At 73.9% G+C, this 16,099-nt stretch carries 19 protein-coding genes; 7 read left to right on the top strand and 12 right to left on the bottom strand.

Annotated elements, in window-relative coordinates; translation table 11 throughout:
- Window positions 1-34: 34 nt before the first annotated feature.
- The 4 genes from sigE (at window position 35) to ACIA8O_RS30330 (ending at window position 2,943) form a co-directional block, all read left to right on the top strand.
- A complete protein-coding gene (gene sigE, locus ACIA8O_RS30345; protein ID WP_396297204.1) occupies window positions 35-730 on the top strand; it encodes an RNA polymerase sigma factor SigE in 696 nt (231 codons plus the stop codon).
- Window positions 727-1,614, top strand: a complete 888-nt coding sequence (locus tag ACIA8O_RS30340; protein ID WP_396297161.1) for a zf-HC2 domain-containing protein — start codon at window positions 727-729, stop codon at window positions 1,612-1,614. Before sigE ends, ACIA8O_RS30340 begins: the two co-directional genes overlap by 4 nt.
- A 144-nt stretch (window positions 1,615-1,758) precedes the next feature.
- The gene (locus tag ACIA8O_RS30335; RefSeq protein WP_396297160.1) at window positions 1,759-2,175 is read left to right on the top strand and encodes a sec-independent translocase; all 417 of its coding nucleotides are present in this window, start codon (window positions 1,759-1,761) and stop codon (window positions 2,173-2,175) included.
- A gap of 117 nt (window positions 2,176-2,292) precedes the next feature.
- The gene (locus tag ACIA8O_RS30330) at window positions 2,293-2,943 is read left to right on the top strand and encodes a hypothetical protein (RefSeq protein WP_396297159.1); all 651 of its coding nucleotides are present in this window, start codon (window positions 2,293-2,295) and stop codon (window positions 2,941-2,943) included.
- A 4-nt stretch (window positions 2,944-2,947) separates the two neighbouring features.
- Here ACIA8O_RS30330 and ACIA8O_RS30325 read toward each other — a convergent pair whose 3' ends face one another.
- From ACIA8O_RS30325 to ACIA8O_RS30310, 4 genes are all read right to left on the bottom strand, one after another.
- The gene (locus tag ACIA8O_RS30325) at window positions 2,948-3,271 is read right to left on the bottom strand and encodes a hypothetical protein (RefSeq protein ID WP_396297158.1); all 324 of its coding nucleotides are present in this window, start codon (window positions 3,269-3,271) and stop codon (window positions 2,948-2,950) included.
- Between the two features lie 77 nt (window positions 3,272-3,348).
- The gene (locus ACIA8O_RS30320) at window positions 3,349-4,509 is read right to left on the bottom strand and encodes an Mrp/NBP35 family ATP-binding protein (RefSeq protein WP_396297157.1); all 1,161 of its coding nucleotides are present in this window, start codon (window positions 4,507-4,509) and stop codon (window positions 3,349-3,351) included.
- A gap of 56 nt (window positions 4,510-4,565) precedes the next feature.
- Window positions 4,566-5,210, bottom strand: a complete 645-nt coding sequence (locus ACIA8O_RS30315) for a DUF1003 domain-containing protein (RefSeq protein ID WP_396297156.1) — start codon at window positions 5,208-5,210, stop codon at window positions 4,566-4,568.
- Complete coding sequence (locus ACIA8O_RS30310; RefSeq protein ID WP_396297155.1) at window positions 5,200-6,504, bottom strand: magnesium transporter MgtE N-terminal domain-containing protein; 1,305 nt, start codon at window positions 6,502-6,504, stop codon at window positions 5,200-5,202. Before ACIA8O_RS30310 ends, ACIA8O_RS30315 begins: the two co-directional genes overlap by 11 nt.
- 145 nt (window positions 6,505-6,649) lie before the next feature.
- Here ACIA8O_RS30310 and ACIA8O_RS30305 point away from each other — a divergent pair, with 145 nt between their 5' ends.
- Window positions 6,650-7,066, top strand: a complete 417-nt coding sequence (locus ACIA8O_RS30305) for a VOC family protein (RefSeq protein ID WP_396297154.1) — start codon at window positions 6,650-6,652, stop codon at window positions 7,064-7,066.
- Window positions 7,067-7,097: 31 nt separating this feature from the next.
- Here ACIA8O_RS30305 and ACIA8O_RS30300 read toward each other — a convergent pair whose 3' ends face one another.
- Window positions 7,098-7,916 (bottom strand): MerR family transcriptional regulator, encoded by an 819-nt coding sequence (locus ACIA8O_RS30300; RefSeq protein WP_396297153.1) that lies wholly within the window; start codon window positions 7,914-7,916, stop codon window positions 7,098-7,100.
- A 277-nt stretch (window positions 7,917-8,193) separates the two neighbouring features.
- Window positions 8,194-8,727, bottom strand: a complete 534-nt coding sequence (locus tag ACIA8O_RS30295) for a hypothetical protein (protein ID WP_396297152.1) — start codon at window positions 8,725-8,727, stop codon at window positions 8,194-8,196.
- A 132-nt stretch (window positions 8,728-8,859) separates the two neighbouring features.
- Between ACIA8O_RS30295 and ACIA8O_RS30290 the strand changes: the two genes are divergently transcribed.
- Window positions 8,860-9,792 (top strand): DMT family transporter, encoded by a 933-nt coding sequence (locus ACIA8O_RS30290; RefSeq protein ID WP_396297151.1) that lies wholly within the window; start codon window positions 8,860-8,862, stop codon window positions 9,790-9,792.
- A 7-nt stretch (window positions 9,793-9,799) separates the two neighbouring features.
- Here the strand turns inward: ACIA8O_RS30290 and corA are convergent, their stop codons facing one another.
- Window positions 9,800-10,912, bottom strand: a complete 1,113-nt coding sequence (gene corA / locus ACIA8O_RS30285) for a magnesium/cobalt transporter CorA (RefSeq protein ID WP_396297150.1) — start codon at window positions 10,910-10,912, stop codon at window positions 9,800-9,802.
- A gap of 474 nt (window positions 10,913-11,386) precedes the next feature.
- Between corA and ACIA8O_RS30280 the strand changes: the two genes are divergently transcribed.
- Entirely contained in the window at window positions 11,387-12,004 is a 618-nt protein-coding gene (locus ACIA8O_RS30280; protein WP_396297149.1) for a suppressor of fused domain protein, read from the top strand.
- Between the two features lie 13 nt (window positions 12,005-12,017).
- Here ACIA8O_RS30280 and ACIA8O_RS30275 read toward each other — a convergent pair whose 3' ends face one another.
- From ACIA8O_RS30275 to ACIA8O_RS30255, 5 genes are all read right to left on the bottom strand, one after another.
- Window positions 12,018-12,632: a MarC family protein gene (locus ACIA8O_RS30275; protein ID WP_396297148.1), complete on the bottom strand. Its 615-nt coding sequence runs from the start codon at window positions 12,630-12,632 to the stop codon at window positions 12,018-12,020.
- A gap of 76 nt (window positions 12,633-12,708) precedes the next feature.
- The gene (locus ACIA8O_RS30270; protein ID WP_396297147.1) at window positions 12,709-13,557 is read right to left on the bottom strand and encodes a PHP domain-containing protein; all 849 of its coding nucleotides are present in this window, start codon (window positions 13,555-13,557) and stop codon (window positions 12,709-12,711) included.
- Between the two features lie 188 nt (window positions 13,558-13,745).
- On the bottom strand, window positions 13,746-14,384 hold the full coding sequence (locus ACIA8O_RS30265; protein WP_396297146.1) for a DUF6758 family protein: 639 nt from the start codon (window positions 14,382-14,384) through the stop codon (window positions 13,746-13,748).
- A 266-nt stretch (window positions 14,385-14,650) separates the two neighbouring features.
- A complete protein-coding gene (locus ACIA8O_RS30260; RefSeq protein WP_345287319.1) occupies window positions 14,651-14,797 on the bottom strand; it encodes a hypothetical protein in 147 nt (48 codons plus the stop codon).
- 282 nt (window positions 14,798-15,079) lie between these two features.
- Complete coding sequence (locus ACIA8O_RS30255) at window positions 15,080-15,943, bottom strand: alpha/beta fold hydrolase (protein WP_396297145.1); 864 nt, start codon at window positions 15,941-15,943, stop codon at window positions 15,080-15,082.
- Window positions 15,944-16,099: the final 156 nt, after the last annotated feature.

Below are 16,099 nucleotides of genomic sequence, written 5' to 3'. Positions count from 1 at the left end.
CGGCAGCGCGTCGGCCCGTACGCCGAAGCCCGTGATGAACCAGCCTGCGCACTCCACCCTGGACACGTCGACCGCAGCCGACTCCGCGGCGGACGCCGCCCCGCTCGCGACCTTCGCCGAGGGCCCCGACGCGCAGACCTGGACGCCGCCGAGCTGGGCGGAGATCGTCGAGGCGCACAGCGCCCGGGTGTACCGGCTCGCCTACCGCCTGACGGGCAATCAGCACGACGCCGAGGACCTGACCCAGGAGGTCTTCGTCCGGGTGTTCCGCTCGCTCTCCACCTACACGCCCGGCACCTTCGAGGGCTGGCTGCACCGGATCACCACCAACCTCTTCCTGGACATGGTCCGCCGCCGTCAGCGGATCCGCTTCGACGCGCTGGGCGAGGACGCCGCCGAGCGGCTGCCGTCCAAGGAGCCGAGCCCGGCCCAGCACTTCAGCGACACCCACTTCGACGCCGACGTCCAGCAGGCGCTGGACACCCTGGCGCCCGAGTTCCGCGCGGCCGTGGTGCTCTGCGACATCGAGGGCCTCTCCTACGAGGAGATCGCCGCGACGCTGGGCGTGAAGCTCGGCACCGTGCGCTCCCGCATCCACCGTGGCCGCTCGCACCTGCGGGCCGCGCTCAAGCACCGGGCCCCCGGCAGCGCGCCGGGCCGGGTCCGGCGCGGCGGGGCCGAGCCGGTGGCGGTGGCCGCCGGGTCCGGGGGCGAACGGGGGCCGGCGTGAGTTCCGCCGGCTCCACCGGGAGGTCCCGGCGCGGCAGCGTCCGGGCCGCACTCGGCCGCCGGGCCGAGCCCCTGACGGAGCTTCACCCCGTCCCCGCCGCGGCACCCGCCCCCGGGCAGCACCACCTGGGCGACCGGCTGGCCGCCTTCGTGGACGGCGAGCTCGACCACGACGACCGCGAGCGGGTCCAGTCCCACCTCGCCACCTGCGCCGACTGCCTCGCCGAGGCGGACGAGAGCCGGGCGGCCAAGCAGCTCCTCACCCGCACCGCCGTCCCCGAGCCCTCCGGCCTGTTGATGGCCCGTCTGCTCGCGGTGGCGGCCCTGCCCGACGACGAGGACCTGCCCGGCGGCCCCGGGCAGCCGCTCGCCGGCCTGCCGGCCTCCGGGCCGCTGCCCGAACCGGGCCCCAGCACCTTCGGCGGCAGCCGGCTCACCGGCGGCTCCTTCGGCCGCGGCGCCGGTGCCTCCTTCGGCGGCGGCGCGCTCGGCGCCGGCAGCCCGTTGCCCGGGCTCGACCCGAGGGCCCGCCGGTCCGCCGCGGTCCGGCCCCTGGCCGCGGCCGTCCGCCCGCTGGCCGCGCTGGCCGAACTGCCCCCGGTGGTCCGGGCGTCGGCCCCGCGCGGGCGGCGCTTCGTCTTCGCGGCGGCCGGGGCCTTCTCGGTCGCGGCGGTCACCCTGGGCGGCGTCGGCGCCGTCTCCGGCCAGCCGGTGCCCACCCGGATCTCCCCGGTCAGCGGCTCCGGCTCCGGCGGGGCGGCCGTGGTCCCGGTGGACTTCCAGGGCGAGCGCGCGGTCCAGCCGGCCAGAGGCGCCCGCCCCACCGCCTCGCCCAGCGGGCGGCCCGACGGGTCGCCCTCCGGTCCGCAGCACTACTTCCGCTGATCACCGTCCCGCCGGTGCCCGCCAGGGCCCCGGCGGGACGCTTTTTTGCCACAGCTTCATCCGGGGGCATCCCTGGTCGGCGCCGGGGCCGTTTACTCTGTACTGACTGCTGTCCAGACCTCTTTTTCAGCGCCGGGAGCTCGGGTGTTCACTGACATAGGCCCACTTGAGTTGCTGACGATCGTCATCCTGGCCATCGTGATCTTCGGCCCGGACAAGCTGCCGAAGCTGATCCAGGACGTGATGGGCTTCGTCCGCAAGGTCAGGTCCTTCGCCGACAACGCCAAGCAGGACATCCGCAGCGAGCTCGGCCCGGACTTCAAGGACTTCGACTTCGAGGACCTGAACCCCAAGACCTTCGTCCGCAAGCAGCTGCTCGGGGGCAACGAGGACCCGCTCGGCTTCAAGGAGATCCGGGACGGCCTGGACATCAAGTCGGTCCTCAACGACGAGCCCGCGCCCAACCGCGCCGTCGCCGACCTGACCAAGTCCGCCCCGCCGGTCACCGTCGAGCCGCTCAAGACCGGCGAGCGCCCGCCCTTCGACCCGGACGCCACCTGACCTTCCGTCAGCCCGCGCCACCGCACCGCCCCGCCAGCCCCGCTGCGCGGGGCGTCGGCGTCCGCCGCCCGCTACTGTGCTGAGTGCAAATCGGCGGTGTGACCAAGGAGGACCGGGATGGACGCGAGCAGCACGACGGTGGGGGCCCCGGTCGGTGCGCAGAAGCGCCCCGCCGCGGACCCCCTGGCGCCCTACCAGTCCGCCGACTTCCCCTGGTACGGCCTGGACGACGGCTGGACGGGACGGCGCTGGCTGATGCAGGCCGGCGCGAGCGGCCGCGACGGCGCCCCCGTCGACTACGGCACCCTCGGCCACGGGGACGAGCCCGCCAAGGCCTACGAGCCCCGGGACGTCCGCAAGTTCGCCGTGGTGGTCACCGTGGCCCGCCGCGACTCCCGGCGCAGCGCCGACAACACCGGCACGCTGGAGGCCACCTCCGCCTCCTCCGCCGCCTGGCTGGCCGGCTCCGGCCTGCTCGCCGCCACCTGGCCCGGCCAGCTCGACCGCGCCCTGCGCCAGGACTGGCTCGACCAGCAGACCGCCCTGGCCTGGGACCTCGCCGACGACCTCGACGGCCCCGGCTGGTCCCCCCTCAGCCTCCCCGTCAACGGCCTCCCGCAGCCCTTCCGCTACCGCGAGTCCGAGTACGGCTGGGTCCTCGCGGGCGAGGCCCCGGGCGTCCTCCTCGGCGCCTACGGCCGCGGCGTCAGCGCCTACGGCGCCGGCTTCTCCACCGTCCCCGACCTGACGGTCTACAACGGCCGCTGACGGCTCACGGGGCGCAGCGGTAGGACCCGTCCTGCTGCTGCGCCACCCTCGGGTACCCGAGGCAGTCCAGCATCGGCTCCAGCGCGCGGCCCCGCCAGGCGCCCGCCACCACCAGCACGCAGCAGACCAGCCCCACCCCCACGAACCGCGCCCGGGGGCCCCGCCGGGCGGCCACCAGCGCCCCCACCGCCGCCGCCACCGCGACCACCAGCAGCAGGGACGCCAGCCCCGCGTGGTTCTCCTGGTACCCCGGATACCGCCCCTCGGCCTCCCCGGTCACCGAGGCGCTCAACAGCAACGCCCCCGCCGACACCGGCACCAGCCGCACACCCGCCCGTCCCCTCACGAACCGGGAACGCCGAGGGCCCCGGAACGAGTTCCGGGGCCCTCGGTGCTGACGCTCGGTCAGAACTTGTTCTTGGGGGTGAGGCCGAGGGAGAGGCCGGAGAGGCCGCGCTGGCGGCCGCCGAGCTTGCCGGCGATGGTGCGCAGGGCGGCGCCGGCCGGGGAGTCGGGGTTGGAGAGGACGACCGGGCGGCCGTCGTCGCCGCCCTCGCGCAGGCGGACGTCGATCGGGATGGAGCCGAGGACGGGGACGGTGGCGCCGACGGAGCGGGTGAGGGCGTCGGCGACGGTCTGGCCGCCGCCGGTGCCGAAGACGTCGATCATCTCGTCGCAGTGCGGGCAGGGCATGCCCGACATGTTCTCGATGACGCCGACGATCTTCTGGTGGGTCTGCAGGGCGATGGTGCCGGCCCGCTCGGCCACCTCGGCGGCGGCCATCTGCGGGGTGGTGACGATCAGGATCTCGGCGTTCGGGACGAGCTGGGCGACCGAGATGGCGATGTCGCCGGTGCCGGGCGGGAGGTCCAGCAGGAGGACGTCGAGGTCGCCCCAGTAGACGTCGGCCAGGAACTGCTGGAGGGCGCGGTGGAGCATCGGGCCGCGCCAGACCACCGGCGCGTTGCCGGGGGTGAACATGCCGATCGAGATGACCTTCACGCCGTTCGCCGACGGCGGCATGATCATGTCCTCGACCTGGGTCGGCCGGCCCTCGACGCCGAGCATGCGGGGCACGCTGTGGCCGTAGATGTCGGCGTCGACCACGGCGACCTTGAGGCCGTCGGCGGCCATCGCGGCGGCCAGGTTGACGGTGACCGAGGACTTGCCGACGCCGCCCTTGCCGGAGGCGACGGCGTAGACCCGGGTGAGGGTGCCGGGCTTGGCGAAGGGGATCTCGCGCTCGGGCGCGCCGCCGCGCAGCAGCTGGGAGAGCTCGCGCCGCTGCTCGTCGCTCATCACGTCCAGCTCGACCTGAACCTCCGTCACGCCGGGCACGGCGGCGACGGCGGTGGTGACCCGCTCGGTGATGGTCTCGCGCATCGGGCAGCCGGAGACGGTCAGGTAGACCGCCACCTTCACCGCGCCGCCGGCACCGATCTCGACCGATTTCACCATGCCGATCTCGGTGATCGGTCGGTTGATCTCCGGGTCGTTGACGGTCGCCAGCGCGGTGCGTACGGAGTCCTCCGTGACGCCTGCCGGGACCTCAGTCTCGTTCGCCATGCCTTGATGGTACGGCCCGGCGGCATCCCGCCGACCGGGGAGTAACGTGCGGAGGGTCACAACGTGTCGGCGTGGTCCCGGCGTTCGTCGAGTTCCTTCAGCAGGGCCTGGAGTTCGGAGCGGACGAAGTCGCGGGTGGCGACCTCGCCGAGGCCGTGCCGCAGGGCGGCGACCTCGCGGGTGAGGTACTCGGTGTCGGCGATGTTGCGGTCGCTGCGGGCCCGGTCCTGCTCCATGTTGACCCGGTCCCGGTCGTCCTGGCGGTTCTGCGCGAGCAGGATCAGCGGGGCGGCGTAGGAGGCCTGGAGCGAGAGCATCAGGGTGAGGAAGATGAACGGGTAGTCGTCGAAGCGCCAACTCACCGGCCCCACGGTGTTCCAGACCACCCAGGCGATGATCACCACCGTCATCCAGACGATGAACCGGCCGGTGCCGAGGAAGCGGGCGATCCGCTCGGAGAGCTTGCCGAAGGCCTCGGGGTCGTAGGCGGGCAGCGAGATCAGCCCGGGGCGGGCGGTGCGCGGCTGGTCCAGCCGGGCCCGGACGGGGCCGCTCGGTTCGGGGCGGCCGCGCTCGGGGCGGCTGCCGCGCTGGGTGCCCTCGCGGGCGCGCAGTTCGCGCAGCTGGCGGAGCTCCCGCAGCTCGCCCTGGAGGCGCTGGCGCGGGGAGTCCTCCCGCCGGCTCTTGCGGTCACCGTCCACCGGTGGTCACCTCGCTCTCGTGGTCCTGCGCGTCGTGCGCGTCCCCCGCGTGCAGCGCCTCCTCGCGCCAGTCGTCCGGCAGCAGGTGGTCGAGCACGTCGTCGACCGTGACGGCGCCGAGCAGGTGGTCGGCCTCGTCCACCACGGGCGCGGCCACCATGTTGTAGGCGGCCAGGTAACTGGTCACCAGGTGCAGCGGGGTGTCCGGCGGCAGCGGGTCCAGGTCGTCGTCGACCAGCGAGCCGACCAGGGTGTACGGGGGCTCGCGCAGCAGCCGCTGGAAGTGGATGGTGCCCAGGTACTTGCCGGTCGGCGTCTCGTTCGGCGGCCGGCAGACGTAGACCTGGGCGGCCAGCGCGGGCTTGTGGTCGGAGACCCGGACCCGGGCCAGCGCCTCGGCCACCGTGGCGTCCGGCTCCAGCACGATCGGCTCGGTGGTCATCAGACCGCCGGCGGTGTTCTCCTCGTAGCTGAGCAGGCGTCGGACGGACGCGGCGTCCTCCGGCTCCATCAGCCGCAGCAGCCGCTCGGCCGCCTCCTCGGGGAGGTCGGAGAGCAGGTCGGCGGCGTCGTCCGGGTCCATCGCCTCCAGCACGTCGGCGGCGCGCTCCTCCTGGAGCTTGCCGATGATCTCGACCTGGTCGTCCTCCGGCAGCTCCTCCAGCACGTCGGCCAGCCGGTCGTCGTCGAGGGCGGCGGCCACCTCGGCACGGCGCTTGGGGGAGAGGTGGTGCATCACGTTGGCCAGGTCGGCCGGGCGGAGCTGCTCGAAGGTGGCCAGCAGGTTGGCCGCGCCCTGGCCCTCCTCGGCCAGCGAGAAGCCGCTGACGGCGGACCAGTCCAGGGTCAGCGTCTCGCCCTTGGCCTTGCGCAGCCGGGAGACCTTGCCGACCTGGACGAAGACCTTGCTGATCTCCCACTCGCGGACCCGGGTCTGCACCATCGCCACGTCCAGCACGGTGACCTCCTCGGAGGTCTTGGTGCGGGTGACGGTGCGGTCCAGCAGCTCGGCCAGCACCAGGGTCTCGGAGGGGCGCTGCTCGAACCGCCGCATGTTGATCACACCGGTGGTGAGCACCTGGCCGGACTCCAGGCTGGTGACCCTGGTCATCGGCAGGAAGATCCGCCGCCGGCCGACCACCTCGACCACCAGGCCCAGCACCCGGGGCGGGCGGCCGCCGATCCGCAGCGACACCACCACGTCGCGCACCCGGCCGACCTGGTCGCCGTTCGGGTCGAAGACCGCGACCCCCGAGAGGTGCGAGATGAAGACCCGGGTGCCCGGCCCTGCCATTGGCTTCCTCCTCGCGACGATCCGCGGCCCAGGCTACCCGCCCGGGAGGGCGGCAGCCCGCCGACCGGCTGCTGCGCGGTACGGTCGGCTACTTGATCATCCGTCAGACGGAGCGGTCGTCACACGACGTGGGAGGGGATTGCGCATGAACGGTTCGGCACACGTACGGATCGCCCGGCCGAGCAGGGACCTGGCGGCGGCGGAGCGGTTCTGGATCGGCGGGCTCGGGCTGAGCGTGCTCTGGCGCTCGCAGCCGGAGCCCGGCTCCGGGAAGCACGCGCTGCTGATGGCCGGCTGGCCGGACGCCGCCTGGCACCTGGAACTGGTCGACGCGGGGGAGATCCAGCCGGTGCCGACCGTGGAGGACCTGCTGGTGGTCTACCTGGGCGAGGAGGTCCCGCAGGAGCTGGTGGAGCGGCTGGAGGCGCACGGCGGCCGCCGGGTCCCCGCGCACAACCCCTACTGGGACCAGTGGGGCGTGACGGTCGAGGACCCGGACGGCTACCGGCTGGTGCTCTCCACCCGCGAGTGGTCCAACGCGGCGGCGCTGGGCCTGGGCTGAGCGGGCGTCAGGGACCTGGGTCGAGCGGGCGTCAGGCGAGGGGCTGCTGGAGCTCGGTGACCCAGGTGGTCTGCGGGCCCTCGCACTCCAGGTAGAGCTCGCGGACGTACCCGACGGCCCGCTCGCCGGTGGCCTCGGCCCACCGGGCCATCAACTGCTCGGCCGGCAGCACCTGGTCCATCGCGCCCCGGTGCACCAGGGTGGCGGCCCGGGCCACGGCGGGCAGGTCGGCGACCTCGAACCCGTACGCCGGGTCGGGCGCGGCGTTCACCGGCAGCGCGGCGTACGCCCGGACCCGCTCGGACCCGGGCTCGGCCTCCTCGTAGTACGCCAGGCCGGGCCCGGCGACGGTGAGGCCCGCCTCCTCGACCAGGGCGCAGAGCCGCCCGAACAGCGGGTCGATGACGGGGCCGATGTGCTCCGGCCCGAAGCTCTCCGCCACGGCGGACAGCCGGGCCACCCGGACCGCCGGGAGGCCCTTCACCACGATGTCCTCGGTGGGCATGTGCCCCTCGCTCTCGATCGACCGGAGCCGCGACTCCACCCGGGTGAGGCGGCTCTCGGCCTCCGCCACCGCCTCCGCCAGCTCGGCCCTGCGCAGGCGCAGCATGCCGCGCAGCTCCTCCGGGGACACCTGCTCGTCGATGATCCCCGCCACCTGCTGGAGGGTGAAGCCGAGGTCCTTGAGCGCGATGATCCGGTTGAGCCGGGCCAGCTGGGCCGCCTCGTAGCCCCGGTAACCCGTGAACGGGTCCACCCGGGCCGGGGCGAGCAGGCCGATGGCGTCGTAGTGGCGGAGCATCCGGACCGACACCCGGCCGTGCTTCGCGAAGTCTCCGATGCTGAACATGACGAGGGGTACTCCAAGGGCTGACACGGTGTCAGGGTCAAGCGGGGTGCTCCCCCGGGGGCGGGAGGAAGGTGGTCACCCCGAGGGCGGGTGCTGCGGTGCCGGGTTGGTGGTGGTCACCCCGGGGGCGCGGGGAACTGCGCGAGGCGGGAGGACGGGACCCGTGTGCCGGGTACGGGCCTTCACGTGCAAGTGGCTCTCCGTACCCGGCACACGGGTCTGTGTCTTCCGATTCGCGCAGTTCCTCGCGCCCCTGGCCGGCCTCCGGCCGGCCGGGTCAGCGGGAGCGCTTGAAGAGGAGCTTGGGGAGGCCGGCCGGGATGGGCTGGCGGGTGGTGGCGTCCGTGGGCATCGGGACGGCCTGGTGGGAGACCTCCGGCATCGCGCCGGGCTTCTCGGAGAGGGCACCGGCCGGCTCCAGGCGGAGCACGCGGCACTCGCGGGCCCAGCGGTCACCGATGGTGTCGGTGTCGGGGGCGTTCAGGCGCTTGCCCTTGAGCTCCTCGACCGCGCCCGCCCAGGCCTCGCTGCCCGGGGCGAGTTCGCTGACCCGGGCGGGCCAGGCGGTCAGCCGGCCCCACTTGTCCTTGCTGCGCACCGTGACCTCGGCGCCCTGACCGGCCGTCAGGCCGTGCAGCGGCTGTTCGGCGCCGTCGCCGACCACCACCACCGCGCCGTCGTGCCAGGCGTGCCAGACCGGCCTGGCCTGCGGCTGCCCGTCGGCGCGCACCCAGAGCAGGCCGGACTTCTTGGCGGCCTCCTCCAGCAGGGCGCGGTCCAGCAGGTCGTCGGCGGCGATCGTGGGCTCCATGGCGCACAGCGTACGGCTTGCCGTCCGCCGGATGTCCCAGCAGGCAGGACGACAGTTCCGTCCGGCCGTCACAGCCCTTACGGTAAGAGCCGAAACCCGAGCACCACCCTGAGCACCACCCCGAGGAGCACCGTGCCCGCCGCCCGGTCCGAGACCGTCACCGCCGCCCAGGCGCCCGCCGCCGCGCCCGCCCGGGCCGCGCTGCCCAGGACGGACCTGGTGCTGCTGGCCGTCTCGATCACCGGCATCTCGCTCTCCGCCCCGCTGATCACCGCGACCGCCGCCCCCGCGCTGGCCATCGCGTTCTGGCGCAACGTCATGTCGGTGGGCGTGCTCGGCCCGTACGCGCTGCTGCGGCACCGGGCCGAGCTGCGCGGGATCGGCCGCCGGGCGCTGCTGCTGGCGGTGGCGGCCGGTGTGCTGCTGGGGCTGCACTTCGCGCTCTGGATGCCCAGCCTGCGGATGACCTCGGTGGCCTCGGCCACCGCGCTGGTCACCACCACCCCGCTCTGGACCATCCTGCTGATGCGGCTGCTCGGCCACCGCGCGCCCCGGTTGGTCTGGATCGGCACCTGTGTGGCCTTCGCCGGGGTGCTGGTGCTGACCGGTGTCGACATGTCGCTCTCGCCGCGCGCGCTGCTCGGGGACGCGCTGGCGCTCGGCGCGGGGCTGGCCGCCGCCGGGTACATGCTGCTGGGCGCCGAGGTCCGGCGGACCGTCAGCACCACGGCGTACACGCTGGTCTGCTACTCCACCACCGCGGTGGTGCTGCTGGTGATCTGCCTGGTCGCCGGCACCCCGATGGGTGGGTGGGACGCCGGGGTCTGGGGCCAGATCGCGCTGCTGATGGTGGCCGCCCAGCTGCTCGGCCACTCGCTGAGCAACCGGGTGGTGCGGACCCTGGGCCCCACCGTCACCTCGACCGCGATCCTGCTGGAGACCCCGGGTGCGGCGCTGATCGCCGCCCTCTGGCTGGGCCAGCTGCCGCCGGTGGCCGCCTACCCGGCGCTGGTGGTGATCCTGGCCGGCCTGGCCCTGGTGGTCCGGGGCCAGAGCCGGGCCTGACGGTGCGTCAGAGCCAGCCGTTGCGGCGGAAGCCCCGGTACATGCCGACGCAGAGCACCCCGATGCAGGCCATCACGATCGGGTAGCCGTACTTGGAGTGCAGCTCCGGCATGTAGTCGAAGTTCATCCCGTAGACGCCGGTGACCATGGTGGAGACGGCGAAGATGGCCGCCCAGGCGGTGATCTTGCGCATGTCCTCGTTCTGCGCCACCGAGACCTGGGCCAGGTTGGCCTGGAGCAGCGAGTTGAGCAGCTCGTCGAAGCCGTGCACCTGCTCGACCACCCGGGTCAGGTGGTCCGCCACGTCGCGGAAGTACTTGCGGATGTCCGGGTCGACCAGCCGCTGGCCCGGCTCGGAGAGCTGCTGCATCGGGCGCAGCAGCGGGGTCACGGCGCGCTTGAACTCCAGCACCTCGCGCTTGAGTTGGTAGACCCGGCCGACGTCGGCGCCGCGCCCGCCCTTGTTGGCGAAGACGTCGAACTCGATGTCGTCCACGTCGGCCTGCAGGCGGTCGGCCACCAGCAGGTACTGGTCCACCACCTGGTCGGCGATGGCGTGCAGCACGGCGGACGGGCCCTTGGCCAGCAGCTCGCCGCCGCCGTCGCTCTCCAGCCGGCGGCGCAGCTGGGTGAGCGAGCTGTGGCCGCCGTGCCGGACGGTGATCACGAAGTCGGCGCCGACGAAGACCATCAGCTCGCCGGTCTCGATCACCTCGCTGGTCGGGGTGAGCGCGTCGTGCTCCACGTAGCGGATGGTCTTGAAGACCGCGAACAGCACGTCGTCGTAGCGCTCCACCTTGGGGCGCTGGTGCGCGTGCACCGCGTCCTCCACCGCCAGCGGGTGCAGGCCGAAGCGCTGGGCGATGCCCTCGAACTCGGCCTCGGTGGGCTCGTGCAGGCCGATCCAGCTGAACGATCCTGCATCCGTTTCCCGGGCCGCGCGGACCTGGCGGGCCGCCTCGCGGGGGCTGCACTTGGCACCGGCCCGCTTGCCGTCCAGGTAGACGGCGCAGTCGACCACGGCCGACGAGGTCTGGTCGCCGGCGGTGGCGTCGTACGTGGGCGCGGTGCGGCGCGGACGCGGGCGGACGACGGCACGGAGGTTGTCGATCATCGACATGACGGGCTCCTCGGGCAGGAACCGTCGCACGGCGGAGCTGTGGGCAGACCGTGGTGCGGCGGAGCGGGCGGCACGTTCGTAGCGGCCGAGGCCGGTGTTTCCGGAGCCGGGGAAGAAGTCCTGCTGCCTTGCTGGGGCGCGGTTTGGACGCTGCGGCTTCGGGGAAGGTGCTCTCCCGGCCGGACGTGACGCTGCCTCAGGTGCTCGCTCGGCCGATCTGCTGGGCGATCGGACGGTGCCCTGCGGAGAGGGGCCTCAGACGAGGGTGACGAGGACGGAGCGGAGGCGACGCGGCCGGGCAGAGCTGCCGGTACTGCATGGTCGGCTGGTATCCACCGCAACCACCTCCTTCACGTCGTGGCCCTGTGGGTGGAGTGATGCCCCAGTGGCCAGCTCCATACCCTAACAGTTGACGGGCCGCCAGCGCTGGGGGTCTGCGCGCCCCGGCTGTCAACCGGGCGTTAGGGTCTGCCCATGGCGCACGACTTCCACGACCCCGCCGAGCTCTCCCGCACGGCCGTGCTGGCCGCCGTCGAGGCCCGCTTGCTGGCGACTTTCGGCGAACCGAGCGGCCGGGCCGCCGTCACCTTCCTGGGCGCGGACCGGATCGAGGTGCTGCGCTTCGGCCCCGACGGGGCCGGACTGGTGAGGTACGTCACCCTCGGAATGTCAGCTGCGCCGATGACCGACCCCACCGCGGTGGTGGCCGACCCGGTCCGCGGGCCGCGCACCGAACTGGTGCTGACGGTCCGTGGGGGGCGCGACGACGTGCTCCGCACGCTGGCCACCTTCGCCGCCACCCCTCAGGTCGAGGGCCTGGTGGTGGCCCCCGGCGCCTCGCTGGACCTCGGCTCCCCGCTCTGGGCCGGCGCCCCGTTCACCTCGGTGCTGACCGGCGAGCCCGGCGGCCTGGTGCCCGACCTGGAGCTGCCGGAGCCGGCCGAACCGGTCCGCTTCCTGCCGCTGCTGCCGATGACGCCCAACGAGGCGGCGCACAAGCGGGTGCACGGCGCGGCCGAGCTGGAGGAGCGCTGGCTGCGGCACGGCACCGACCTGCGCGACCCGGAGCGGCGCGGCGTGCCGCTGGGCTGACGCGGGGTCAGTGCTACCGGTAGTCCTTGATGAAGCCGTAGACGCCGCTGGCCACCAGCTGTACCGCGATGGCCGAGAGCAGCAGCCCGGACAGCCGGGTGATCAGGACGACGCCGCCCTCCTTGATCACCCGGATGATCACCAGCGAGAACCGCATGGTCAGCCACATCACCACGTGCATGGCCACGATCGCCGTCCAGACCGAGAACTCCTCGGCCGCGCCGTCGGCCCCCTGCACCGCCAGGATCACCGCGACGATCGCCCCGGGACCGGCCAGCAGCGGGGTGCCGAGCGGGACCAGGGCGACGTTCACGTCCTTGGTCTGGGTCGGCTCCTCGATCTTGCCGGTGAGCAGGTCCAGCGCGATCAGCAGCAGCAGGATGCCGCCGGAGACCTGGAGCGCCGGGATCGAGACGTGCAGGTAGTCCAGGATCTGCTGGCCGAACAGGCCGAAGCAGGTGATCACCCCGAGCGCCACGGCCGCGGCCTGCCAGGCCATCTTCCGCTGCACCTTGGCCGCCCGGCCGGAGGTCAGCGCCAGGAAGATCGGGATGGTCCCCGGCGGGTCCATGATCACGAACAGGGTGACGAACAGCGACCCGAAGGTCGTGAGGTCGAAGAAGCTCATCGGCGGGCGTCCGTCGACTGGGGTGGTACGCGGCTCATGTGACGAATTGTCCGGTCCGTCGAGCCCTGACGCGAGGTCAGCCGGTGATCGGGGCGGCTCCGGTGGCCTGGGCCAGCAGGGCCTCGTAGACCGCCGGGTCGGTGGTGTGCTCGCCGAGCCGGACCGTCTTGCGGCTGCCGTGGTAGTCGCTGGAGCCGGTGGCCAGCAGCCCCAGCTCCCCGGCCAGGGCGCGCAGCCGCTCCCGGGTCTCGGGGTCGTGGTCCATGTGGTCGACCTCCAGGCCGCCGAGGCCCGCCCCGGCCAGCTCCCGGATGGTGTCCTCCGAGACCGTGCGGCCGCGCTTCACCGCACCCGGGTGGGCGAAGACCGGCACCCCGCCGGCCGCCCGGACCAGCCGGACGGCCGTCACCGGGTCGGTCTCGTGCTTGGGCACGTCGGCCCGGCCGCCGTTGGCCAGCCAGTCCGCGGTGAAGGCCGCCGAGACGTCCGGCACCACCCCGGCCTCGACCAGCGCGCTGGCGATGTGCGGCCGCCCGACGCTGCCGTTCCCGGCGATCTGCTCCACCTGCTCCCAGCTGATCGGCGCCCCGAGTTCCACGCACTTCTCCACCACCGCCCGGCCCCGGCGGAACCGGTCGGTGCGGACCAGCTCGCGCTCGGCCGCGAACTCCGGCTCGGCCGGGTCGAAGAGGTACGCCAGCAGGTGCATCGAGATCCCGCCGGTCCGGCAGGACAGCTCCGCCCCGGGCACCAGGGTCAGCCCGGTGCCGCGCACCGCCTCCGCCGCCTCGCCGTACCCGGCCACCGTGTCGTGGTCGGTCAGCGCCACCACGTCCAGCCCGGCCGCCACGGCGGCCGCGACCAGCTCGGCGGGGGAGTCGGTGCCGTCCGAGGCGTTGCTGTGGGCGTGCAGGTCGATGCGCACGGGCTGGTCGCTCCTCGGTCCGGGTGTCGTGGGCGCTCAGCCTACGACCCGACGGCCCCGGGGAGCCGCCGGGGCCGTCCCCTCGACCGGGCCGTGCGGGCGCCGCCGGGGCACCCACCCCGACGGCGCCCGCCCGCGCGGCGGAGTCGCACGACGTCGCAGCCGTGACCCGACGGAGGAGACGGCCGCTACCCCAGCAGGCGCGGCGAGGGCGCCCCGCAGGGCAGCAGGCCGAGCTCCGCCCCGGCGTCCCGCAGGTCGGTCAGGACCAGCTCGTCGTGCATCATCAGCGCCGACTGCTCGGGCCAGGCGATCGCCCAGAGCCAGAGCCCGCGCGCCTCGCCGACGTACACCGCGCGGTCGTCCGGCGCGTCCGGGACGTGGAACATCGGTGTGGGCCGGCCGGCCGCGGTCAGCTTGGCGTCGGCGGGCTTGTAGAGCGAGACCGAGTCGCCCGGATCCGGCCCGGGCAGCCCCGCGTACCGGGCACCGAGCCCGACGCCCAGCTCCTCGGCCACCAGCACCAGCTCGCCGAACCCGCCGAGCGGGGCCGGGCCGGAGCAGGCCACCGCGGTGGCGCGGGCCCCTGACACGTCGTCACCCGCGTGCGCGATCCCGGTGAACAGCCAGCCGACCGGCAGCGGCCAGGGCAGCCAGACGGGCACCTGCGAACGGGCGACGGCGACCCCCAGGGCCTCCACGCTCGGCGGCAGCACGGGCTGCATGGGATGGACCGCGCCGTGCTGGTCACACTGCCAGGTGTCGGAGAAGAGACCGGGTGCGCGGACCCGGGCGCCACACCTCGGGCAGCTTGGCTCGCCCCTCATGACGGACAACGGTCCTCCTCCCGGAGCGCCGCGTCAAGGACGATCACCCGGATGGAGTGCGGCTCCGCCGGGGGTGGTGGGCAGCCCCGTTGGGGGATGTCCCGCCCGAGGGCGCGGCAAACGTGTGCGGGGCCCCGTCCGGCCGTGCGGGGCGGCGCGGCCTGGCCCGTGCGGGAACGCACTGACGCCCCGTCACCCGGACGGGGTGAGCGGGGCGTCGGTGACTCTCGGGGCGTCGGACCCGGCCTCGGCCGGCCCTGCGGCGGTCAGGCCGTCTTGCACGGGCGGATGTAGATGCGCTCGCCGGTGCGGGCGGCCCGCTCCACGTACTCGCGGACGGTGTCCGCGTCGGCGATCAGGCGGTCGGTGGCGGCACCCTGGATGTCGTCCAGGCGGAGGATCTCGAAACGCATGGGTCGCTCCCTTCCCTGCCCCACCCGAGGTGGGGCGCTTGTGACAGCTCGGTCTTCGTCGTCCGGGTGTGGTGCTGTCCTGCTTCGTACGGTCTCGCACTGCTGAATCCGGGCGATTGCCCGCCCGTTAAGTCCCGGTTTCGGCGCATCGGCGCCGGTGTGCTCCGAGGTCTGCAACCAGGCGCCGGGCTCAGTGATTCCCGGACAGAATCAAATATTACCTGAACTAAAGAAATTGTGCCCGTGGAGCGCCCGCGCCGTACCCGGCACGGGGGCATTACGTCAGGTCAGGTCCCAGAAACCGGCGAGCACGGCGGCGGTGGCGGCGGGCTGCTCCGCGTTGGGGGAGTGCAGCGCCCCCGGGACGGTGGTGTGCGGGACGCCGAGCCGGCCGGCCATCGCGATCTGCTCCTCCACCGGCCAGGCGTAGTCCCGCTCACCGGAGACCACCTGGGCCGGCAAGCCGGTGGCCGCCAGCTCCGCCACCCGGTCCGGGGCGGCGGTCAGGTGGCCGCCCATCGCGATCAGCGCCTCGGGGCGGTTGGCCAGCCAGCGGCGGTGCAGGAACGCACCGATCTCGGGATCCGGGGCGGGCCTGTCGTCGTCCTGGTCCATCTCCCGCATCAGCTGCCAGATCTCCTCCAGCGTCAGACCGCCCGCCAGCGCGTCGACGAGCAGCCCGGTCCGGGCCGCCTCGGGCGGGTCGATCGCCGCGGGGCCGGTGGAGAGCAGGGTCAGCGAGCTCCACGGGAGGGGCTGAGGGGCCGTCAGGACCGCTTCCCGGGAGACCTGGCCGCCGAAGGAGTGGCCCAGCAGGTGGCGCGGGGCGTCGGTGGGCAGCGCGGCGGTCAGGGCCAGCACGTCCAGCGCCAGCTCGCCGATCGCGTACGCGGCGGCGTCGGCCGGACCCTCGGTCTCGTACTGGCCGCGCTGGTCCACCGCGACGGTGCGGTAGCCGCGCTCGGCGAGCGGCTCCAGGAGGGCGATGAAGTCCTCCTTGCTCCCGGTGAAGCCAGGGACCAGCAGGGCGGTACCGCGGACCGGGCCGGCCGGTTCCCCCACGAAGGCGGCGAAGCTCCCCCGGGCGGTGGCCAGCCGGACGGCACTGGCGCAGACGGGCAGCTTCAGGAAGGGGGGAGTGCTCACCCCGCAGAGCGTAGGGCCTGCGGCGCGGCGGTGGCGGCCATGACCCCGGGGCACGAGGCCTGCGGCGCCGGGGCGGTGGCGATTACATCGGGGGCGCGGTGGTCTGCGGCGGCGGGTTGGTGGTGGTCACCCTGGGGGCGCGCGGGGGTCTGCGGG

Origin of the sequence: Kitasatospora sp. NPDC051853, assembly GCF_044452665.1 — a bacterium.
Lineage (GTDB): Bacteria > Actinomycetota > Actinomycetes > Streptomycetales > Streptomycetaceae > Kitasatospora.
This window is presented reverse-complemented; position numbering and strand designations above follow the sequence as displayed.